Here is a 21,009-nt window from a genome sequence, read left to right on the forward strand (position 1 = left end):
GTTGCGTGCCCGTCAGCCGCGTGGACGTCCGCGACGGAAGACCCGCGGATCGCACCACCAGATGGCTCGGCGCCACCACGGAGCGGCTCGCCGGATCGCGGTGGTGATCGCCACGGCCTGCTCCCATGAGTCGTCACCCGTCCAGGCCGTCGAATCCTGCGGCGCGTATGCCGCGTGCTCGGCTCGCACGAGCAGTGCGCCTGCCGATTCGGCCACGCTGGGATGTTCCCCGGCCACGCGCCCAGCGATCACCGTCGCGGACTCGGGCGGAGTGGGCGGAGTGCCTGCCAGGACCAGGGCGTCGATCTGTTGCTGCCAGGCACCGAGGGCGCCGAGACGACGCAGCCGCAGCCGCCGACGCTGCCGGGCGACCGCGAGGGCGAGGACGAGCAGGAGCGCGATCAGGACCACGGCAGCGCCGAGCAAGAGGGTTCGGTCCTGCGCGGACAGGCTGCTCAGACGACTCTCTGGTCCTCGCTGCGGGTTGGGGGTGGCCGTGTCATCGCCGTTGTCATCGGCATCGGCCGTCTCGCCGAGGCGGTCGAGCAGCTGCTGGCGGGGGGCGCTTCGTGCGCTGCCCTCCTGTGTCGGGGTCGGGTCGAAGGGCACCCAGCCGACGTCGGAGAAGTAGATCTCTGGCCAGGCCTGGACGGTGCCTCCGGTGAGAGTCACGGGCGTCGTCGCACCTTCGGGCAGCTGGAGACCGACCACGAGGCGGGAGGGGAGACCGACCGACCGCGCCAGCAGGACGTAGGAGGCGGCGAACTGCTCGCTGGTACCCACCGATGATCCGGAGGCAGGGAAGAGGAACTGCTCGAGGTGGGCGTAGGACGACCCACTGGGAGCCTTGGGACTGAACCGGCGGCCGGACCGCACCAGCTCTTCGAGGGCGACGGCCTGTTCGAGCCGGGTCGTGGCCCTGGCCACGCCGCTGCGTGCATAGGTGGCGAACGCAGCAGGGATCTGTGGGGTGCGCAGATAGCGACTCGCCACGTCGGCAGCGGGCACGGCCGCGCCGGCGAGCACGGCGTCATCGGCAGCGGCGACCTGCCCCGTGAGGCGGTAGCGCCGGTCCTCGCGCAGACCTTCGAGCGCGACGACGGCACCGGAGTCGGCGTCGACCCGCACCTCGTCGAGGTCGATCGCGGTGGGGATGCCCGCCGAGGGCACCCATCCACCGCCCAGGCCGAGGACGCGGACCCGCAGGTCATAGGACAGCGTGGTCGCGCCCGTCGGGAGGTCGGCCACAGGTGCCGCACCGGGCACGGTGAAGCGCCCGTTGTTGGACCAGGAGGCTCCCTCGAAGTCGGGCAGGACGGCAAGCGTGAGGCGGGCCGGGGGCCGTCCGGTCACCTCGATGAGGGGAAGGTCGGTCTGGTCGGCCCACACTCCGAGCATCGGCAGCGGGCTGAGCACCTGCGTGTCCTGACGGGGCGTGGTGACGAGGGAACGAGGGTCGAAGGCGTCCGGCCGCACGGATCCCAGCCCGGCAAGAGGTGCCACGAGCAGCGCAGTCGCGGCGGAGGCGATCAGGGCCGTGACGGTCGCGCGCAGCGGACGGCGCGAGGAGGGGGAGTCGCTGGCGGTCGTGGGCGCGGGGGCATCGCGCGGCAGGAGGATCCACCCCACTGCGGTCAGCAGGACGAGGGTGAGGGCCACGAGGCCCCGGGAGTCGGTCTTCCCAGCTGCGAGTAGGGCCCCCAGCAGATAGATCAGGCCGGCCGCGGCAGGAGCCACGGCCGCCGCTGTCGCACGGGGTCGCACTTCGGCGAGGCAGGCCACGACGGCGGCGACGAAGACCACTGCCACAACGGGTGCCACGTTATCGGGGCTCGTCGGAGCCGGTCGCGGGGCGGTCAGCAGGCGCGGGATCGCGTCGAGAACGTTGGGGATGACGAGCGAGAGCGCGACCGAGGTCAGGACCGTCACGGCAAGGGCGACGGTCCACCGGGGGAGACTCAGCCGAGCCGTCACCAGTGCCAGGATCACCGCGAGCAGGACGGCACCCAAGGACAGCGGGACGATGGCTGGGAGCGCAAGGGTGCGACCGGCATACGCAGGAGAAAAGGCAGTGGCGGCAAGAGTGACGAGGGCACCGGCCCAGACCACGCGCACGACGATGGCCCGGGTCATGACGTCACCGCGTCCCACGCAGCGAGCACGTCGATCGCGCGCGCACCGCTGAGGGTCGGGGCACCCGCAGACCACGAAATGCCCTGTGCCGCAGTCGGATCCACGAGCAGCAGCGTGGGACGCAGCGCCCCGGCGAGGGTGGCGAGACGGGACCGGTCGCTGTGTCGGCTGCCGACCACGGCCAGCACGTCGGTGTCGTGCAGGGCAGGCGGCGACCCCGGTGCCGACGGGGAAGGTGACGCGAGGTCGCACAGGGCGACGAGTGCTGGCTCGAGGACGGCGGAGGGGTTGACGGCCACGCCGATACCGGCGGCCAGCTCGATGTCGATGCTGCCGCGGGCAGAAGTGAGGCGACAGGGGTGCCCTGCGGCGACGGCTGCACGCAGGATGCTGGCCGCGACGTCCGCCATCTCGTCGAGATCACCGTCGGTGGCCAGGGCCGCGGGGGTGTCGTCGACGAGCACGGTGAGGTGGGCGCGTGACGGGTCGCTGTCCTCGCGGATCATCAGCGTGCCGGTGCGAGCCGTGGTCGCCCAATGGAGTCGGCGCAGGTCGTCACCGGGGACGTATTCGCGCAGACCGGTCAGGTCGGTGCCGCCACGCTCGACCCGCTCGTCGGCGCCGACATGTCCGCGCGTCACACCGGTGGGCACGCCGTGACACGGCAGGAGGCGCGGGGTGACGAGGAGGTCGCGGGTGTCGCCGACCTGCCCAGCGCGCAGCCACAGCCCGCCAAATCCATTGCGCCGCAGGGACATTGGGCCGATGGTGAGTCTTCCCACGCGAGCAGTGGGGAGGGGGAAGGTCACGGTGCGCGACTCGCCGGCAGGGAGCCAGGGGACGTCGACCGGCACCTCGACCGAGGTGTCGCCACCGGTGACCCAGTCCGTGGCGTCGAGGCTGGTGCCGAAGCGGGCCGAGCCGTTGTGCACGGTGAGCTCGCCCTCACAGGCGTCACCCCGGGCCACGCGAGAGGGTGACACGACACGGTCGACGGACAGGGGGAGGGGGAGCAGGACAGAGGCCAGGCTGACGAGCACCAGCACGAGGAAGCCGGCACCAAGTCCGCGCACGGTCGGGTAGCCGGCCCAGAGGCCCGCCGCCAGCAGCACGACACCCGTGACCGCAGCGACGACGCCGCGGCTGGTCGGGCGCACGAGGGTCGCCTCGCGCGCAGAGGCGGGCACGGTCAGGTCACCCAGCACTCGGGCGGGGGACGGCAGTGGCGTCGACGATTTCGGCGATCACCCGTGCGCCGTTGACTCCACCCACGGCGACATCGCGTTGGACGATGACGCGGTGGGACAGCACCGGGCCGGCGAGGCGCTGGACGTCACTCGGGACGACGAAGTGGCGACCCTGCGCGGCGGCATGCACCTGCGCCGCGCGCACGAGCGAACGCAGCCCTCGGGTGCTTGCCCCCATGCGCAGCCGGGTGTCGCTGCGAGTGGCCGCACCGAGCGCCCGCACGTAGTGCAGGATCTCGTCGGCCACGTGCAGCCGGGCCAGCGCGGCGGTGTGTTCGGCGACCGTCTCGGGATCGGTCACCGTCTGCACGGCGCCGACATTGCCCGCCGTCGTGCCCGGCCGCAGGACGCCGATCTCGAACTCGCTGTCCGGGTAGCCGATGCTCGTGCGGATCATGAAGCGGTCGAGCTGGGCCTCGGGCAGGCGATAGGTGCCGTCGAGGTCGACCGGGTTCTGGGTGGCGACGACGAGGAACGGGTTCGGCACGGGGTGGGGCACTCCGTCGACGGTGACCGTCTGCTCCTCCATGACCTCGAGGAGCGCCGACTGGGTCTTTGCCGCCGCGCGGTTGATCTCGTCCGCCAGCACGACGTGGCTGAAGACGGGTCCCTCGCGGAAGCTCACCTCACCCGTGCGCGGGTCATAGATGGTCGTGCCGGTGACATCGCTCGGGAGCAGGTCGGGGGTGAACTGCACCCGACTGGACTTGCCACCGAGGGCGCCGGCGACGGCGCGGGCCAGTGTCGTCTTGCCCGTCCCCGGGACGTCCTCGAGCAGCACGTGGCCGCCTGCGAACATCGTCATCACGACGAGCTCGACCACGCCGCGCTTGCCGTGCACCGCGGACTCGACCGCATCCACGACCTGGGAGTGGAGCTGGCGGAAGGCGGCGACCTGCGCCTCGGTCATCGGCGAGCTGCCGGTGGTGGTGGTCATCGGTGCGTTCCTTCGCCTGGCCGTCGGGCTGGGTCCGACGTGGATGAGGGGTATGCCGCGTGGCCCGTTGCCGGGTCCGTGTCGCCTTCGTTGTCACCGTCGTTCTTGCGTCCGCGAAGGCGCAACGTCCGCAGCAGGGCGGCTCCGCCGAAGAGGAGCCCGGCCCAGGTGTAGCGACCGTCGGCGGGTGCGTTGGCCGGGTCTTCGGGGACCGTGGACACGGGGCTCACGGGGCACTGGGTCCCGGGCTCGGGGGGGCAGCCACACGGAGGCAGGGCGGGGGCGAACACCTGGAGGTACTCGTCATTGGAGGTGCCCGAGAAGGCCGCTGGGGCCGACAGGCAGTTCGTGCTGTCGGGCTCGATGTAGTAGGCCTCCTGCGCCGAGTCCGACGTGCGGCTGCCGTCCTCGCTCGTGGCCCGGATGGTCACCTTGAGGGTCTTGCCCACGCGAGCCACGCGACCGACGGTCACCGTCTGGGAGCCACAACCGGGAAGGGTCGCCGTCGTGGGGGCGAGGGAGTTGAGCTGCTTGATGACGACACACGATCCCTTGTGCGAGGCCCACGCACCGCCGAGGGTGGCGTAGACGTTGTCACCGAGCGCGTATCCGTCCTGGTAGATCGAGGTGATCACCGCCCCGCCAGAGGCCGGAACCTCGCTCGTGTCCGGCGGAGGTGGCGGCGGCGGGGTCGTGGGTGGCGGCGGTGGCGGGGTCGTGGGTGGCGGCGGTGGCGGGGTCGTGGGCGGTGGTGTCGTCGTGGTCGGCCGAGGGGTGGTCGGTGTCGGCGTGGGGGGCGGCGGTGGCGGGGTCGTGGGCGGTGGTGTGGCTGTCGTCGGGGTGGGTGTCGTGGGACCCCCACCTGCCACGGTGACGCTGTTGCTCACCCGGGACGTGGCGGAACGGCCCTTGGCGGTGGAGACGACGACGAAGGACACGGTCGTGCCTGCGGTGAGACCGGACACCTGCACGCTTGTGGCTCCGGCGGGGGCAGCCGTACCGAGTCCGCCGCCTGCGGGCTGGATCGTGTAGCTGTCGACGCGGTCCGAGCCCGTCGTCGGCGACCACGACACGACGACGACTCCGTCGGCGCGGGCCGAGGCCACGACCGAGGTGACGGGGGTGGGCGCGCTGCCGTTGCCGGGCGGCGACGAACTGCCGGGCCCGTTGCCGTTGCCCTGTCCATTCCCGTTGCCGTTGCCGGGTGGGGAACCATTCGGAGTTCTGCCGGAGGGTGAGGTTGAGGGGGTGTTGCCCGGACCGGTGGGCGGTCGAGGCTGTTCGGTCCGGGTGGGAGCCGGCGGATCCGGTCGCAGGACCGGGGGCACAGCGGGAACGACCGGCGGCGGCGGGGGTGTGTCGACGCGACGGACCGGAACGCTCTCGTCCTTGAGCTTCACTGTCCGGGTGTTGCCCTGGTTGTCGACGACGACGCCCGTGGCCGCTCCCGGAGAGGAGACGACGAGCCGTCCGTCATCGAGCACCAAGGTCGGTGTGCGGCGGTCCTCGGTCAGGATGTCGGGTGCCGCTCTCCGGCCGTCGGGGCCGAGCACGAGGACCCGACCGGCGTTGGCGCAGGGCACATAGACCCGGCCGCCGAAGACGATGGGGCGCTGGGGCGCCGAGCAGCCGAGGGCGCCCACGGCGAGGTCGAGCAGCTTGCCCTGGCTGAGCAGGACGACGCCGCCGGTGTCGGGAAGGGCCGCCGCCACGAGGTCCCGAGGAGACTCGGCCGCAGCCTGGACCTCACCCTGAAGGGCGGGCAGGGGCACGGCGACGTCCTTGTCCGTCCCGACCTGCACCACGACCCCACCGTCGGAGCCGAAGACGGTCACACCTGCGGGGTGTGCCACGAGTCGTGCGTTCGGCCCGCTTCCGGCGACGGCTTGGTGCTCCTCGCCCACGAACCGGTCGGCGTCATCGGACCAACGAACGGAGACGACCTCGCCGTCGGCCTGGGCCAACCACACGGTGCCGCGGCCGTCGACGACGGCGTCGGCGAGGGGGCCGAGCTTGAGCTCGTTGCCCAGGTCGGTGAGGGTGATCGGGTCGACGCGGCGCAGGGATCCGGTCCTGAGGTCGACGAGGTAGACGCGACCGGAGCCGACGAGCAGCTTCGAGTTGCCACCGGGGGCGCCTGCCCGGCGTCCGCTGGCGAGCAGCGTCGCGAGGTTGACCGAGCTGATCTGCCCCGTCTTGCCGTCCATCACGAGCAGGCGACCATCGCGCTGGCTGATCTGCAGGGAGCTGCCGGTCCCGGCCAGCTGAAGTCGTGTCTGGGGTTGCCCGGTGCTCGGGTTGATCTCCACGATCTGGCCGCTGGAGTCGTCCGGGAGCCAGGTGACCCCGTCGGCGACGTCGAGGGCCACGGTCGCCAGACCCTGACCGGCCACGGCACCGACGAGCAGGGACGCCGCAACGGCGACCGCACCGACCTCAACCGCGCCCTTCTCCCAGGCGCGTCCGAGAGTGCCACTCCAGGCCCTGGTCAGACCCTGCCAGCGTGTGCGTGCCATTTCAGCTCCCCATCAATGCATCTGACTCGGGCGCGGTGGCCACCTGGACCACCTGAACCGTTCCTGCTGTGCACAGGACGCCGCGCCCGATACCGGAGGTTGGTTCGAGCGAGGTCCCCGGCACCATCGCGCCCGCCAGCGTCCCGTCCGAGAGGTCGGGGGCCAGCAACATCACCCGTCGGCCCATGCGGGCGGCCTTGACCGGTCCCGCAAGGTGCTGACGCTGTCGCGCCTCGTCGGGATCACCGGCGAGGACCACGGCGATGGAGCGATCCTGTGCACTGGCGATGCTAGTGGTGATCCGCTCGCAGAGGTCCCGGAAATTTCCTCCATGCTCGGCGCCACGCTCCCACTCGTGGGCGTCGTCGACCAGGAGGAGCGTCCACTCGCCGGGTCCGTTCGTCTCGATGGCGAGCTCTTCGAGGGCTTGTGCGACGTCGTCCGGCTCGCTGGCCACGTGGTCAAAGGCCTCGTCACCAGCCCATTCGCCGGCGCGCGGGCCGATGAGCACCACCCGTGCGGGAGGCTGGTCCGATGCCCTGGCCAGTGCCGCCACCGCGTGCAGGAAGCTCGTCCTCCCGCTCCGACTGCGCCCGAAGACCGTGAGCGGCCCGTCTCGCAGGTCGAGCCACACACCACCCACGACGTCCGCGTCCACGGCCAGGCAGACGCGCGAGCCCTGCGCCTGCGGGAGCACGTCCACGGGCAACCGAGTCGGCATGGCGGCCACCTCGACAGCCGGGCGGGCGGCATACCGGCTCTGGATCGCGGCAGCGACGAGGGCGAGACGTTCGCCCTGAACGGGCGTGCCCGCGCCGCCCAGGCTGGCGAGCTGGACCTCGTGCCCGCCGTGCAGTCCGCGGCCGGGATCGCTGTCGCGGTCCACGACACCGACCGGTGCGCCCAGCATCGTGTAGTCGTCGTCGACCGTCATCCGCAGCACCAGTCGCTGCGCGAAGCAGGCCATCATCGCCGCCGGCAGTCCGACTCGCTGAGGTGTCGTCGCGGACACGTGCACGCCACAACGACGTCCTTCCTGCAGCACCTGCACGAGCTGGTCCACGTGACCGCGCCGCGCGGCCCCGCCACGTTCGATGGCGTCGACGAGGGCGGGCAGGTTGTCGATGAGCAGGTGCACTCGGGGGAGGGTGACGCCCATCGCGGCGAGACCCGCGATGTCGGCGGCCCCGTGCGCTGCGAGAGTGGCGTTGCGATCAGCCACGGTGCGGTGGACCATCCGGATCATCCGCAGGCACCGGTCGAGGTTCTGCTCCTGGACGACCGAACCGACGCTCGGTAGGCCCGTGAGGACGGAGAGCCCACCGCCGCCGGAGTCGAGCGCATAGACGTAGGGCGGTGCCGAGTCCGTCGGTGTGCCGGCGGTGGCGCTCACGGCGATGGTGCGCAGGGCCTCCGTCTTGCCCGATCCCGACGATCCGAAGATCAGCAGGTGGCCGTCCTTCGCGTAGTCGACGACGAGCGGGAGCTGGGTCTGGTCCGAGGGCCGGTCGACCAGACCGACGACGACGGATCCGTCATGGGGCTCGACCCCGACGATGCCGTCGACGGTCGTGAGGCTCACGCCGGCGGTCGCATCGAGCTGCACATCTGCGGTGAGCGCCGGCAGCCACGGCTTGCGGGGCGCGGGCACGCCGCTGCGGGCGAACGCGTCGCCGATCGTCGTGACGAGACGGTCCAGGTCCGAGCGGGGGTGGAGGTCGGTCGGCTCGCTCACGGTGCTGAGGGGCGCCTCGGTGGCGCTCGCGGTGGCGGTGAAGGCCTCGACCTGCACGGGGTCCTCGGCCGCGCGCAGACGTTCGCGGGCGCCGGCGAAGGCCACCTGCACCAGCTCGGTCGTGCCGTGACCGGTGCGCTTCACCCACGCGCGTCCGGGGGTGCGCCGGGACAGGCGTGCGGCGTCCGGGGCGTCGATGACGTCGTGCGAGTCATCGTCGGACGCGATGCGCAGGGCGATGCGCAGGTCGGTGTTGGCCTTGATCTGGGGAGTGACGACGCCGGCGGGGCGCTGGGTCGCGAGGATCATGTGCATCCCGAGCGAGCGGCCGCGTTGGGCGATGCTCACCATGCCGTCGACGAACTCCGGCACCTCGGTGGTGAGGGCGGCGAACTCGTCGATGCAGATCAGCATGGCCGGTGGCGCGACCTCGGGGTGGCTGCGCTCGAGGGCGACGAGGTCCTTGGCGCCGTATTGCTCGAGCAGGTGCTCGCGAGTGGTGAGTTCGGCGTGCAGCGACACGAGGGCGCGCTGGACGAGGGCCGGCGTGAGGTCGGTGATGTAGCCGACGCTGTGCGGCAGGTCGGCGCATTCGCGAAAGGCCGCGCCGCCCTTGTAGTCCACGAGCAGGAAGGTGATTCGGCTCGGTGGGTTGTTGATCGCGAGCGAGCAGATGAGGCTCTGGAGCAGCTCACTCTTGCCCGAGCCCGTGGTGCCGGCCACGAGCCCGTGCGGCCCGTCCTCGCGCAGGTCGATCGTCACGACACCGTCGGCGCCGGCGCCCAGCTGCGCACGCAGGCCGCGGCCGGCGACCCAGCGTGCGAGGACACCCTCGACGTCGCCGGGATCGCGCAGGTCGCCCCCGAGGTCGGTGAGTCGCACGAGCTCGGGGATGGCGAATTCCGGTGGCACGAGGGCGGCGTCGTCCCTGCAGGCGTTGAGGCTGCGGGCGATGTGCCACGTCGTGGCGAGGTCGAGTCCGTCGATGGCGGTGAGGGGCGTGATGCCTCCCCGGTCGCTCACGGAGACTGACGCGTCGTCGTCGAGAGTCACGACGATCCCGCTCGACGGGGGCGCCTGGCGTGCGCTGCTTCCGATCCAGAGGACGTGGATGCGTGGTCGGGGAGATTTCCCGTATGCCGTTGCGCCCGTTCCGTCGTCGGCGCTCGCCTGCACTTGGGCGACGAGGGACTCCACGGTGCGCACGGGGACGCCGGACTCCTCGTCGATGACGATCACCAGGTCGCCGGCGAACGACGTGTCCACCACGGCCTGCTGGAGCAGGGTGACGCCTTCGCCGGCGCCGATGGCGACAGGGGGAAGGCCGTCGACGCGCCGACCCGTGTGGGGCAGCCACCGCAGCCAGGTCTCCACGTGGCGGTTGGCAGGGGCGAGGACGGCCGCGATGGCGACGTCGGCGGGGGAGTGCGTGACCGCGAGGCGAGTGAGCAGGGCACGCAGGGCGGCGTGACGCACCTGGGGATCGGCGGCGACGACGGCGACGCACGCATGCTCGGCCAGCGGAATGCGGACGGGGAGGTCGAGGAGGAGGCCACGCTCTGCGGCGGCGGTGTTGACCTCCTGGCGAAGGACGCGGTCTCCGGTGGTGGTGGGCTTGGCCCGACGCAGGGCCGGAACCGGGCCGAGGCCGGTGGCGATGGACAGGTGGTCGTCGTGGCGGCGTTGGCGCTGCCACAGGCGCGGGTCGCCGGCCACGACCAGGCCACGCAGCTCGTCGGGGCGGGGCTCGTCGAGGGAGAGCTGCTGGCGCTGGCTGGCGGCGGACTCGTCGATGCCGGTCATGACGTCCGCGACTTCCTCGCGCCAGGCAGCGACCTCGGCTGCGTGCTCCTTCTTCTGCTGGCGGCTCTGCATGAAGTGGGTGGAGAGCATCATCACCGGCCACACCGCGATGTACATCAGGGCGAAGCGGCTCCTGGTGGCCGCGAACATCGCGGCGCCGAGAACCACCGGCATGAGGATCATGGTCCAGGGCATCTGCCGGGGGCGGGGAGTCTGCGGCGGCGCAGGAAGGTCGACCTCCGCCTCCTCGACGTGCTCACCGAGTCGGGGCGGGCGGACGACCGAGACCTCGGCGGCGCGTGTTCCTTCGCCGCGGTCGAGGACGATCGTGGTGTCCCCCACCGTGATCGCCTCGCCCCACTGGGCGGTCTCGGCGCGCCGCACTGGCCGCTCACCGACGGAGGTCCCGTGGGCCGACCCTTCGTCGGTGACGACGGGCATGGGGTCGAGGACGATTCGCGCGTGCTCGCGCGAGACGAGGGGGTCGGTCAGCCGGACGGTGCTCGATGCGGCCCGGCCGATGGTGAAGGACTGTCCCTCGACGGCGACCTCGAGCCCGGCGTCGGGCCCGGCAACGACCCGGGCGGTGGCGGTGGGGGTCCGGCGGAGGGACGGTCGGTCGAGCCAGTCCCTGCCGACCGTGGCGACAGGGACGACGGCCCCGTGGCGCAGACCGCACGACGTGAGAGCGGCACTCGCGGGCCAGGGGCGGTCGTCGGTGGTCGGCGCGAGAAGTGGTGTGCTGAGCCGGTCGTGGCCGAGGTGGCGGCCTAGGGCGCGGGCCAGGTCGGCAACCGTGGCCTCGGGGCCGGCGTGGATGACCACGTCGCACGGGGCGTAGCCGCTCTCCGGTGCGGGCACGATGCTCAGTCGCCACATGAGGAACTCCGTTCTCATCTTTGGTCCTCGCCTTGTGTGCCTGAGCGGTCCCGGTACGGGCCCGCTCAGGCACACAAGGCTCGGTTGGGTGGGTCAGCTGGAGGCTGCGACCTGGTCCTCGGCCTGACGCTGGAGAGTCGTGGCGTTCTCACGCAGGGCGTTGGTGATCTGCTGCAGGGTCGGCACGTACTGGCCGTCCCAGTCGCCGCGGAAGGTGTTGGCGTCGTTGCCGTACCAGGTGGTCGAGTGCAGGGTGCTGGTGAGGCCGCGCGAGAGCGTGTCGATCTGCTCGGCGTCGTTCGTCATGAGGCGCACGAGGTTGAAAGCGGCCTCGGTGTCCATTCCCTGGATGTTTGCGGACATGGTGTTCTCTCTTTCGTGTGGGTGGTGCGATGAGTTGGTGTTGCCGAAACCGGTGGTGCTGGGTGGTGCTGCTGGGTGGTGCGCGTTCAGACGCCGGTGACGCTGAACGAGTCCTGGATGGCGCGGACGCCGACGCCCGCTTCGGTGTCGTCCTGCGGCCACGTGGCCACGACGGTGAGCGCGGTGGTGACGTCACCGGCATACCGGGTGGGCATGACGTGAACGCTCACGCTCTGCTGAACCGGCTGTCCTGCAACGGTTCTCGCGATGACACCGCTGGCGATGCCGTCCGCAACGTGCGGTTCCTCGACCGTGGTGGCGTCATCGTGGCGACCGAGCAACGTGTCGAGCAGGTCGCGGGGAGCGGAACCCGCCTGGACGAGGTCCGAGCTCACCGTGACGTGGTGCGTGGACGCGTCCTGGGCATCGGCCCGGCGCAGCATGGCCAGCGCCTGGGGTGCCGCGTGGGCGATGAAGCCCTCGGGGACGTCGATGGTGAAGGGCGGGGGAGCCGGCAGGAGCATGCTCGGGTAGGTGGCGGTGACGGTCATCGTGACTCCTTGGCAGTGGTGGCAAGAACGGGGGCGAGTGCAGGGGCGGGTGTCGGCGCGGGTGTCGTGCTGGCGCTGCCCTCTGCGAGAGCGGTGGCCCACCAACCACGGACCGCAGTTGCCGTGGCCGGGTCATCAGCCAGGCTCCCCTCGAGGGTGAGGTGGTCGATGGTGACTTCACCTGCGGGCGTCGTGAAGACGAGGTCATCGGCCACGAAGCCGTAGTCGCCGTCCCCGTCGAGCCAGCCGATGATCCTGGGACCCTGACTGGCAGAGCCTGCGAGGTCGAGCGCTGACGGCACCTGGTCGGTGTCCGCGATGAGCGAGAGGCCGAGCTGTCCGTCGGCACCGGTCGTGGCGAGAACGCGCCATCCTGACTCGTCGTCGAGACTGCCGCTTCCGGTTGCGGGGCCAGGGGTGGCACCGGACCCGGGCGTCGTCCCCGGAGGTGTCGTGGAGCCACCCGTGCCCGGGGTCGTGGTGCCACCGGTCGAGTCCGTGGCTCCGCTCGCCCCCGCACCCTTGGCACCGAGGAGGGCAGCGCCGAGACCGGCCAGGCCGAGCGGTGCCGCGAGCAGGCCAGCGTTGAGCCCGCCCGGCGCGCCGCCGGGGGCCTTGCCCGTGGTGACGCCGCTGTCGATCGAGCTGTGCCCCTGACCAGGGACGACAGGCGTGCTGGTCGATGTGGGGTCGCCGCCGATGGTTCCGCGGAAGCTGCCCGCGACGTCGATACCGCCATCTGGTCGGCTCGAGACCCCGAGGTTGCCGCTCCAGCCTCCGCTGGCACCGCCGCCTTCGGTCGAACCTCCGCCGCCGACGCCGCCGACGCCGCCGGACACTGGGCCTGCCCCTGCGGTGGTGGCGCCGACGCCACCGCTCGGGATGGCGGAGCCACCGATGGTGCCCGGCCCCACGACCGACCCAGACCCGCTCCCTGATGAGCCGGAGCCGGTCGGGATCGGGGTGGGCGAGGGGGCGCTGGGCAAAGGTGCACCCGCCCCGCCGCCCGACGAGCCGCCACCGGGGTTCACGGTCGAACCCGGGATTGAGCCCGGGAGTGCCGGCCGGTCGACCTGAACGCCGGAGCCCTGACCCATCTGACCGCCGTTGATGTTGATGACGATGCTCGCGACCTCGGGGCCGTCGCCGCACGAGACGCGGGGCATCTGCGGGGAGGTGTAGCCGCCGTTGCCGGTGGTGATGACGGGGGTGTCGCCGCTCGCGGTCTTCTGGTCGCTGCTTGTGAGCTCGAGCAATTTGCCGAAGGCCTGGAGCGCCTGTCCGGTCGCCTTCACCCAGGGGATGACGACCCCGCGAAGGTAGGCCGCGAACGCTGCGGCGAAGCCGGTCCAGGACATTGCCTCGAGCGCGGTCGCGAGAGCCGCGAGTGCCGTGGCGATGGTGGTGCAGGCCTGCGCGGCCTGGAGCATCCGGCTGGCGGTGGAGTCGAGCCCGTCGACGTCCGCGCCCTGGAAGCCGGACATCAGGAACTCGCCTGGCGCTGCATCTGGGCGCGGCGGCCGAGCTCGTCGGCGTTGCCCTGGAGGTTGTCCATGGCCCGGTTGAGCTCGGGTCGCAGGCTGCCGTTCCAGTCGCCCATGAAGCGGTGGGAGTCAGCGCCCTCCCAGACGACGGAGTCGAGCAGTGCCGACACCTGGCCGACGATGCCGCGCACCTGCTCGGCGCCCTCGTTCATCCGACGCGAACCCTGCTCGGCCTCGTCCGGGTCCATCCCGTAGAACCTGCTGCGGTCGTAGTTCATTGCCCTCTCCTTCACCCCAAGTGGTGTTGATGGAGAAGGTAGGCAGCGAAAGGTGTCGGTGTCTGCGGCCGAAGGGGTGGAAACTTCCACCTAGTTCAACAAGAAATCTCGCAGAATCGCTCAATTGCCTTGCGGCACAGCCCAATTCGCTACTTCTGCGTATGCCGTGTGGTTGCCTTGGCGTGGACCTCGGCAAGGTCCGCAGCAGTGACCAAGCGGCTCTTGGCGACCCCGGGAGCCTTGGGCTGGGGGGCCGCTGTCCAGCAGAGGGTAAAGGCTACGTAAACCGATCCTGACCAACCTCTTACCTCCCGTTGGCTGCACTGTCGGCAGATCGTCGTATGGTCGTGAGCCGAGTTAAGGGGGAATCATGGGACAGCTCGATTTCACTGTCGACGTGGAGACGATTCAGCAGTCCGCAGCAGCCATCGATGCGCTGGAAGCCGCCGCGAAGGCGGAAACACTCTCGGAACTGGGGGAACTTCAAACCACAGGGTCCTCGAGTCTGGACCGGGCTCTCGGAGCCTTCGGGGAGACGTGGAGCGCAGAGATGGAGGGGTTGGCCGAGGAGAACGCCGAGATGGCCGACGGCCTCCGACTTTGCGCCCGCACCTACGCCGACACAGATGATGACGCATCCCAAAGTCTCGACGGGGTACGTCGATGAGTGCACATTCAGATCTCGCCGCTGGCATGTCCCCATCGCAGTTGATTCCAGGTGATGTGGGCACGCTTTTTTCCGCGGCCGAGGTGATGGACACGTGGGGTGCCGCCTGCCGGGTCATTGACCACGGGCTCGCCAAGGTCGAGCCGTTGTGGACAGGCTCAGCGTTCGACGCATGGCAGCGCGCGACTCAAGCAAGCAGGGAGATGGCAAGCCGCAGACGAAGCCTTCAGTGCGGCCGCGGTTGCTCTGGACAGCTATCGCACGGCCTTGGTCGGAGCACGGGAGTCCGCCGAGTACGCCCGGACCCTTTATGACACGGGGCTGGAGAAGCGCGCCGCCGCAATCGAAACCGTCCAACGGCAACGCGCAAAGATGCGGGCAGAGGGAGTCCGTGTCTACGTCGAGCCGGACACAGGCGCCGGGGGATCTGAGATGGAGCGGGCCGCGATGGTCCTTGAGACGGCCAGAGCAGAGGTGAAGTCCGCAGGAGAGGCTGCTTCGCGGGCGTTGAACGAGGCCTCCCCGCCGAGTGAGTCGGCTTGGAAGGCGGGGCTCCGTATGGCTTCATGGTCCTCGCCCTTCGCGGCCGTGGTTGGGGCGAACTGGGACACTCTGAGTGACTCGAACACCTGGTTCACGTTGGCGATGTTGAACAGGGACCCTTCCCTTCAGCGTGAGTTCGGCGCCGGACTGCTCATCGGCGCAAGTGACGTGTTGATGTCGGGGCCGCCGAACAGTCCAGTGACGCACGAGGCGTGGAAGTCCGCCACCAACACGTGGGCCTGGCAGAACGGCATGGATCCGTCTTCAGTTTCGGTGGGGGCTGGTGCGCTCCTGGGTCGGGAGATCCTGGCGAACGCTGCGGGACCCCAGGGCAAGGCTGGCTTGACGATGAAGCGAGCGGCAGAGGCGGGAGTCTTGCGAGCCGAACAGTTGATTGCCAAGCATTCCGTGAACAGCGTCGATGAGATGTGGCGGATCCGCCCCTTTGATCGCGGATACATTGTCGAGGCCCTCCGTGCGGGGAACCTGCCCTACGCCTTTCGGACGTTTGATCGAGTTGACGGTGCGGTGGCCACGTCCGTGAAGTCCATGGATCTCTCGGCTCCGACGTATGCAAACTCGCCAGCGGCGGTAGAGCGCACGTTGAATCGGTATCTGGACTCGGTCACCGAGTTCGCGACTGCAAGGAGGCAAGGCGTCATGGTCAACGCAGACTTGCTCGAGGCCCGAAACTTGGAGGTCATCATCCCCAAGGGTTCTGCCACCCCGGAGCATCAGGCTGTCATTGATGCGACGATCGAACGAGCGCGTGAGTACTCACGTCTCCACCCGGATGAAGCCCCCGTGAGCGTAAAGGTGACCGAGCTGTGATCGTTCAGGGAGTGGATGTTGTGTTCGTTGGCGGCCAGATCGGGGTCGAGTCGTATTCATATGACGGTGCCCTGGGCGTGGCCAATGGATGGGTGGTCACTTTGGAGGAGACCGCGGACGCCGAGACCGTCGGGCAAGCAGTGCTCGATGGGCTTGCTAGCTCCGACCAGGATTACGCCGCACCGGAATCGGTAAGGGAAGGTGTTGGGTCCCCTGTTGCGTCGGCCCTTGGCCTTGGCGGCTTCGACGAAATGCTCCAAGCTGGTGCGCACGCGGTGAGCGTGCTGCGGCGCGGTGACCGCCTGAAGATTCAGGCAGCCACGACCGAACGTTTCTCTTTCGGCGCCACGAAGGACAACTGGAAGACTCTCCTCGATGCCTCAAGTGATGCCGTGACCATTGGTGAGGCAGTGCTCGAGGCGAGAGGCTACTGCCGGACGGAGGCCTAAGTTAGTGGTCTCCACCGAAAAGTGCTGCTGCACTGGACAATTCGCTATTTCTTGATGGACCGTGCTGAAGCCTTGGCGTGGACCTCGGCAAGGTCCGCGGCAGTGACGAGACGGGTCTCAGCGGCACGCAAGCCGACGGCATACCGGACGTTCTGAACCCGTCCGGCGGAGATGGTGAACGGGTTGTCTCCGGCGCCGAAGGCGAGCGCGGCAACCGAGCGAATGGACTCGTCGACGCGCTGGGGGCGTTCGAGGTTCCACGCGTAGCCGTGCCACTCGCGGACCCGTTCGTAGATCTCGCGGTTGGACGGTGGCCGGGGGTAGTCATCGAGTCCGGTGAGCCACGGCTCCGTGAGGGCGAGGGCGACGAACCACTCCTTGGTCCACCGTTCGAGCCGCGGTGCCGGTGCCGTCGCTGTCGAGTCCGGATCGTGCACTCGCGCCGGGGGAGGAGGCTGCTCCTCGTCACCCACCTGCGCGATGTCGATCTCGAGGGTCAAGTCGCTGAAGCCACCCGCGGGGTCCGCGAGTCCGCGCAGCACGAGCAGCTGGTTCTCGCCTTCGTCGAGCAGGGCGGACATCCCTGTGCCCAGGGCCACTCGTCGGGCCCCTCCGGGAGCATCGAAGAGGCTGGACAGCTGCGCCTCGGTTGAGCCGTGCCAGCGCAGGCGGACGACTTCTTCACCGACAACGACCTCGGCCACGACGCGCGATACGTGTGGTGCGACGTCGGGCAGGTCCAGGGCCGTGGTGCGAAGTTGGGCCTCCGCATCGGCGTTGGCGAGCTCGGCGCTCGGCGCGCGCCCGACCAAAAGAGTCTCGCCCGAACCGAGCACCGTCGGTTGAACGCCCCCACCCCGCACCATCATTCTGAGCACGCGCTGATCCTGTCAGAGCATTGCGGCAACGGCAGAGCAACGGGGCGATTGAGTCCCAGGCGTGGCGTACGCCTCAGATCTGCTGCAGCAGGCCGTCCTCCAACGCCGGCAACGCAAGGCGACACGGAAGGACGTTGCGCTGCTCTCGCGTGGGCGGGCCTTCCCCCGTGTGAACCCTGAAGCCGAGTAGTGCTCGCCCTCATCCGCTGGTGGCCGATCCCCCTTGCAACCCCTGTGGGGCAGGTCCAAGAACCAAAACATTGGGGGAAGCACGTGGTTCTAATATGCCGTTGCGCCCGTCGTCATGGCCGACAGTCACGACGACCTCGTCCGACCGGGGACGGTGACACGGCATGCCACGACCTTCCTCGATGCGACGCGTCCTGGGGGTCTAACCTCCCTGTCGCAGGCGGAACGCAACCCGTACCAAACAGGTGGTTCTCAGCCACTCGGCTGCCTGGGAACGTTGGGTACCGTGCGGTCATGGAGTCGCAGGTCGAACGCTGGGCAAGTGAGAGGCGAGCTGGCGTAGGCCCTGCCGAGATCGCTCGCCGCGAGGGCTACTGCCACCAGTGGATATCGCGCCAAACCAAACCGTACGGACCGTTCCCGCGTTCAGGCACTCCATCCGCCGCGACAATTGAGAAGTGGGTGGCCGAACGCAAGGCTGGACGTTCCGCGGAGCGGGTGGCCCGTGAGAATGGCGTGACGACCAAGCGGGTGAGAGAGGCGACGCGGCACGCTGGCCCGTTTCCGGCTCGGCTGCACGTCGACGGGTTCTTCACCCTGAGCGAGCTGGCGGATGAGTTGGGAGTGCCGTCGCCCACCATTTGCCATTGGTCGGACACCGGTTTCCTGCCAGCACCTGAGCGCCGGGGTGGGCGTCGGCTGTGGCCCGTCGAGTACTTCAACGAGTGGCTCGCCACGGCGGAGTTGGAGACCTGCCCTGCATGCGGAGCGAGGACGCGGGACCAGTCAAGGCATGCGGGCCATGCACACCGCTGAGTGCTACCTCCTCGGCCACAAAGTGTCGATTACATGAGGCTACCCAAGCACCCCGCTTGAATTGGTTCGAAGGGCTGCTGTCGGGGGTCGGACGTAGGGTCTTGAACCATGAGCCAGATTGAGGGGAAGCATGTCTTCGTGTCCTATGTGCGGGAGGACAACGAAGAGGTCGACAAGCTTTGCCAGGTGCTGGAAGCTGCCAAGATCCCGTACTGGCGCGATCGCACATCGCTCGGGCCCGGAGAGACTTGGAAGGCCCAGATTCGTGATGCAATCCGTCGAGGCTCATTGGTGTTTCTGGGGTGCTTCTCGGACAACTCCCGCGCCAAGGAGAGGTCTCACATGAATGAGGAGCTCACCTTGGCTGTGGAGGAGTATCGACAGCGGGCACCCGGGCGTACTTGGCTGATTCCCGTCCGCTTCGATCACGGGGATGTGCCCGAATGGGACCTTGGGGCAGGGCAAACGTTGAGTGACCTCAACTACGCGGACCTGTTCGGCGATCAATACGCGGCTCAGGCAGCCTCGCTCGTCACGTCGATCCATGGGGTCATGGGGGATAAGCAGCTCGGCCCTGCTGCCGCGCTGGAGGCAGTGGAGCAAGCCACCTCAGCAGATCGCGGCGACATCCTGAAGCGGTTCACCAAGGAAATGCTCGTGGACCCGACGCGGAGGATCGAGCTCGACGACTTGATTTCACAGGAAGTGCAACGGGTCCTCAAGGTTCTAAACGACCCTGACCGGGTCGCTGGCCAATTCGGCGGCACGCGTGACGAGCAGGTTATTCGAGTCGTTGAAGCAGCTACCGAGCTTTGGGAGCTGACGGAGCCTTTCTGTGCATCCCTTGCGGTGGCCGCGCGTTGGGGTTCCCCCGACACTCTTAGTCCGTGGGCCAATGGCCTACGTGCGCAGGTCCAAGCCCCATTGAAGATCCAAGGGGGCAATCAGGGCCTGCTGGAGATGAGGAAAGTGTGCGGCCTACTTTCCATCATGACGGCGGCCATCGCCGCGGGATCCAGCCGTCGCTACGACAATCTGAAGGCGCTGGTGGTGGATCCGTCGGTGCGGGACGGGCACCTGCCGAAGCCACAGTCCATGCTGGAAGCGACGGATCCGTGGGCACCGTTCGATTCGCAGGAAATGACGGCCAACACGTTGGCGCGCGGTGTCATCGCATCCAAGCCTTTCGACGAGGCGCTCAAGGACTACACGGAGCGTCGAGTCGGAAACTCTTACACTCCGGTTTCGGAATGGATGCACGCCATTCTGCGCCCGGTGTTCTTGGACCAGTGGCCGGACGATGACTCGTACACCACCGAATATGAGCGGGCTGAGGTCTTGGTTGGGGTGCTCGCACAGGACGCCGTTAATGTCAGCACCGCCGCTACTCCCGAAATGCGAGGCTGGAGCCGGTCCCGATGGTTTGGACGAAGCACGTGGCGAGTCGCACGTTACGGCGCAAACTCAGTCGAGGATCTTAAGCAAGAACTAGCGACTGAGGGCCAGCAGTGGGCGCCATTGAGAGCTGGACTCTTCGCCGGCGATATGGAGCGAGCGAAATCAGCACTTGAGGATTACGGAAACTACTTCGCTGAAATATCGCGCAATCAGCACTGACAACTCCGCTGGGCTGACGTTGCACCTGACATACCACAGGTCGCCAGTTCGCCCACGGGTACTGGCCACGTGCGCAGTCGTCGGCGGGCGCCGCTCGAATCGGTGCAAAGTCGACTTAGCGACCCCCAATGGGGGGCAGAGATGAAGGAAAACGACATGTCCGGACCGGGCGTTCACACGACCCGTCGCACCGCCGTGGGGTCCGCATGAACGACAGGATCGTTGAGACCGGACCGACGTGCCCCGAATGTGGGCGCGAGCTTCGATGGATTATCTCGGACCAGCCCGGCGAGGCGGGCCAGCGCAGGACTCGGGAGGACTGCCGGATTTGCGTCGAGACTGACGATGACCGCGACGTGTCCGATGAAAACGGCTGACCCCGGCGGAGACCGACGCGATCCTGCCTGGAAGCGCATCGGATCGCACAACTGCCCCAGCTGCGTTCCCTCAGGGCGAGGGTTCCCACTGGGCAAAACGGTTGTGCGACTCGGGATGCGGTCAGGGCCACCGAGAAGGGTGACTGGCAGTGGTTCGCTGGGCACCCCGGCGTGAAGGAGAGGGTCCGCCCATTCGCCACCTCGGAGCAGTTGGCGGGGTTCCTCGACAGAGGGACGATCCACACGGAGCTGGTGCGCGTCGTTGCAACCGGACGCGGGTTCAGCGACCGGGCACGGACACCCGGTCGGTGAAGAGATCGTTCACTACTGGCAGATCGATGAGTGAGGAACTACTGGCGCGGGGGAGGAGGAGGCGGACTGCACCCCGCGCCAGTGGTGGCCTAGTTGCGGTGCCGGGATCTGGAGATCGCGCGGCGCGAGGGCGTGTGCCACCAGTGGGTGTCTTGCCAGACCAAGCTTTACGGGCCGTTCCACCGAGCGGGGACGCCGACCCAGAGGACGATGAAACGTGGACAGCGGAGCGACAGTCCGGGCACTCCGCCACGCGAGTGGCGCGTGACCACGGTGTGACGGCCAAGAGCGTGCGGGCAGCGACGCGGGGGGCCGGACGGTTCGCAAATCGCCCACACGTCGACGGCTACCTAACGCTGAGCGAGTTGGCCGATCAGTGGAGGGTCCCCTCGCCAGCCGTGTGC

15 protein-coding genes are annotated in these 21,009 nt (G+C 69.0%); 5 read left to right on the forward strand and 10 right to left on the reverse strand.

Annotated features, from left to right (window positions below):
- Positions 1-12 precede the first annotated feature (12 nt).
- The 9 genes from ACFQRE_RS13880 to ACFQRE_RS13920 all read right to left on the reverse strand — a co-directional run bounded on the left by ACFQRE_RS13880 (position 13) and on the right by ACFQRE_RS13920 (position 13,926).
- Entirely contained in the window at positions 13-2,133 is a 2,121-nt protein-coding gene (locus ACFQRE_RS13880) for a transglutaminaseTgpA domain-containing protein (RefSeq protein WP_380123288.1), read from the reverse strand.
- On the reverse strand, positions 2,130-3,290 hold the full coding sequence (locus tag ACFQRE_RS13885; protein ID WP_380123290.1) for a DUF58 domain-containing protein: 1,161 nt from the start codon (positions 3,288-3,290) through the stop codon (positions 2,130-2,132). Before ACFQRE_RS13885 ends, ACFQRE_RS13880 begins: the two co-directional genes overlap by 4 nt.
- Before the next feature lie 37 nt (positions 3,291-3,327).
- Entirely contained in the window at positions 3,328-4,317 is a 990-nt protein-coding gene (locus ACFQRE_RS13890; protein ID WP_380123293.1) for an AAA family ATPase, read from the reverse strand.
- Positions 4,314-6,833 (reverse strand): hypothetical protein, encoded by a 2,520-nt coding sequence (locus ACFQRE_RS13895; RefSeq protein WP_380123295.1) that lies wholly within the window; start codon positions 6,831-6,833, stop codon positions 4,314-4,316. The genes ACFQRE_RS13890 and ACFQRE_RS13895 overlap by 4 nt, the downstream gene beginning before the upstream one ends.
- A gap of 1 nt (position 6,834) precedes the next feature.
- Positions 6,835-11,268: an FtsK/SpoIIIE domain-containing protein gene (locus ACFQRE_RS13900; protein ID WP_380123297.1), complete on the reverse strand. Its 4,434-nt coding sequence runs from the start codon at positions 11,266-11,268 to the stop codon at positions 6,835-6,837.
- Between the two features lie 75 nt (positions 11,269-11,343).
- Positions 11,344-11,613 (reverse strand): hypothetical protein, encoded by a 270-nt coding sequence (locus ACFQRE_RS13905; RefSeq protein ID WP_380123300.1) that lies wholly within the window; start codon positions 11,611-11,613, stop codon positions 11,344-11,346.
- Between the two features lie 86 nt (positions 11,614-11,699).
- Entirely contained in the window at positions 11,700-12,164 is a 465-nt protein-coding gene (locus ACFQRE_RS13910; protein WP_380123302.1) for a hypothetical protein, read from the reverse strand.
- Positions 12,161-13,648, reverse strand: a complete 1,488-nt coding sequence (locus tag ACFQRE_RS13915) for a hypothetical protein (RefSeq protein WP_380123304.1) — start codon at positions 13,646-13,648, stop codon at positions 12,161-12,163. The genes ACFQRE_RS13910 and ACFQRE_RS13915 overlap by 4 nt, the downstream gene beginning before the upstream one ends.
- Positions 13,648-13,926, reverse strand: coding sequence for a hypothetical protein (locus ACFQRE_RS13920; protein WP_380123307.1), 279 nt, complete (start codon positions 13,924-13,926; stop codon positions 13,648-13,650). The genes ACFQRE_RS13915 and ACFQRE_RS13920 overlap by 1 nt, the downstream gene beginning before the upstream one ends.
- Before the next feature lie 370 nt (positions 13,927-14,296).
- Here ACFQRE_RS13920 and ACFQRE_RS13925 point away from each other — a divergent pair, with 370 nt between their 5' ends.
- From ACFQRE_RS13925 to ACFQRE_RS13935, 3 genes are all read left to right on the forward strand, one after another.
- A complete protein-coding gene (locus ACFQRE_RS13925; RefSeq protein WP_380123309.1) occupies positions 14,297-14,593 on the forward strand; it encodes a type VII secretion target in 297 nt (98 codons plus the stop codon).
- Between the two features lie 99 nt (positions 14,594-14,692).
- On the forward strand, positions 14,693-15,967 hold the full coding sequence (locus tag ACFQRE_RS13930) for an endonuclease toxin domain-containing protein (protein WP_380123311.1): 1,275 nt from the start codon (positions 14,693-14,695) through the stop codon (positions 15,965-15,967).
- A complete protein-coding gene (locus ACFQRE_RS13935) occupies positions 15,964-16,416 on the forward strand; it encodes a hypothetical protein (RefSeq protein ID WP_380123313.1) in 453 nt (150 codons plus the stop codon). Before ACFQRE_RS13930 ends, ACFQRE_RS13935 begins: the two co-directional genes overlap by 4 nt.
- Before the next feature lie 44 nt (positions 16,417-16,460).
- Here ACFQRE_RS13935 and ACFQRE_RS13940 read toward each other — a convergent pair whose 3' ends face one another.
- On the reverse strand, positions 16,461-17,285 hold the full coding sequence (locus tag ACFQRE_RS13940) for a hypothetical protein (protein ID WP_380124278.1): 825 nt from the start codon (positions 17,283-17,285) through the stop codon (positions 16,461-16,463).
- 492 nt (positions 17,286-17,777) lie between these two features.
- Here ACFQRE_RS13940 and ACFQRE_RS13945 point away from each other — a divergent pair, with 492 nt between their 5' ends.
- Both ACFQRE_RS13945 and ACFQRE_RS13950 read left to right on the forward strand, forming a co-directional pair.
- On the forward strand, positions 17,778-18,299 hold the full coding sequence (locus ACFQRE_RS13945) for a MerR family transcriptional regulator (RefSeq protein WP_380123315.1): 522 nt from the start codon (positions 17,778-17,780) through the stop codon (positions 18,297-18,299).
- A 108-nt stretch (positions 18,300-18,407) separates the two neighbouring features.
- Complete coding sequence (locus ACFQRE_RS13950) at positions 18,408-19,916, forward strand: toll/interleukin-1 receptor domain-containing protein (protein ID WP_380123317.1); 1,509 nt, start codon at positions 18,408-18,410, stop codon at positions 19,914-19,916.
- The last annotated feature ends 1,093 nt before the right edge of the window (positions 19,917-21,009 follow it).

The organism is Knoellia pratensis, assembly GCF_042666395.1.
Classification (GTDB): domain Bacteria; phylum Actinomycetota; class Actinomycetes; order Actinomycetales; family Dermatophilaceae; genus Knoellia; species Knoellia pratensis.

What these genes read in the sequence shown, in the direction of transcription:
- ACFQRE_RS13880 (WP_380123288.1), bottom strand. Translation starts at nt 2,133, where the DNA reads ATGACCCGGGCCATCGTCGTGCGCGTGGTCTGGGCCGGTGCCCTCGTC.
- ACFQRE_RS13890 (WP_380123293.1), bottom strand. Translation starts at nt 4,317, where the DNA reads ATGACCACCACCACCGGCAGCTCGCCGATGACCGAGGCGCAGGTCGCC.
- ACFQRE_RS13895 (WP_380123295.1), bottom strand. Translation starts at nt 6,833, where the DNA reads ATGGCACGCACACGCTGGCAGGGTCTGACCAGGGCCTGGAGTGGCACT.
- ACFQRE_RS13900 (WP_380123297.1), bottom strand. Translation starts at nt 11,268, where the DNA reads ATGAGAACGGAGTTCCTCATGTGGCGACTGAGCATCGTGCCCGCACCG.
- ACFQRE_RS13905 (WP_380123300.1), bottom strand. Translation starts at nt 11,613, where the DNA reads ATGTCCGCAAACATCCAGGGAATGGACACCGAGGCCGCTTTCAACCTC.
- ACFQRE_RS13910 (WP_380123302.1), bottom strand. Translation starts at nt 12,164, where the DNA reads ATGACCGTCACCGCCACCTACCCGAGCATGCTCCTGCCGGCTCCCCCG.
- ACFQRE_RS13915 (WP_380123304.1), bottom strand. Translation starts at nt 13,648, where the DNA reads ATGTCCGGCTTCCAGGGCGCGGACGTCGACGGGCTCGACTCCACCGCC.
- ACFQRE_RS13920 (WP_380123307.1), bottom strand. Translation starts at nt 13,926, where the DNA reads ATGAACTACGACCGCAGCAGGTTCTACGGGATGGACCCGGACGAGGCC.
- ACFQRE_RS13925 (WP_380123309.1), top strand. Translation starts at nt 14,297, where the DNA reads ATGGGACAGCTCGATTTCACTGTCGACGTGGAGACGATTCAGCAGTCC.
- ACFQRE_RS13940 (WP_380124278.1), bottom strand. Translation starts at nt 17,285, where the DNA reads ATGATGGTGCGGGGTGGGGGCGTTCAACCGACGGTGCTCGGTTCGGGC.
- ACFQRE_RS13945 (WP_380123315.1), top strand. Translation starts at nt 17,778, where the DNA reads ATGGAGTCGCAGGTCGAACGCTGGGCAAGTGAGAGGCGAGCTGGCGTA.
- ACFQRE_RS13950 (WP_380123317.1), top strand. Translation starts at nt 18,408, where the DNA reads ATGAGCCAGATTGAGGGGAAGCATGTCTTCGTGTCCTATGTGCGGGAG.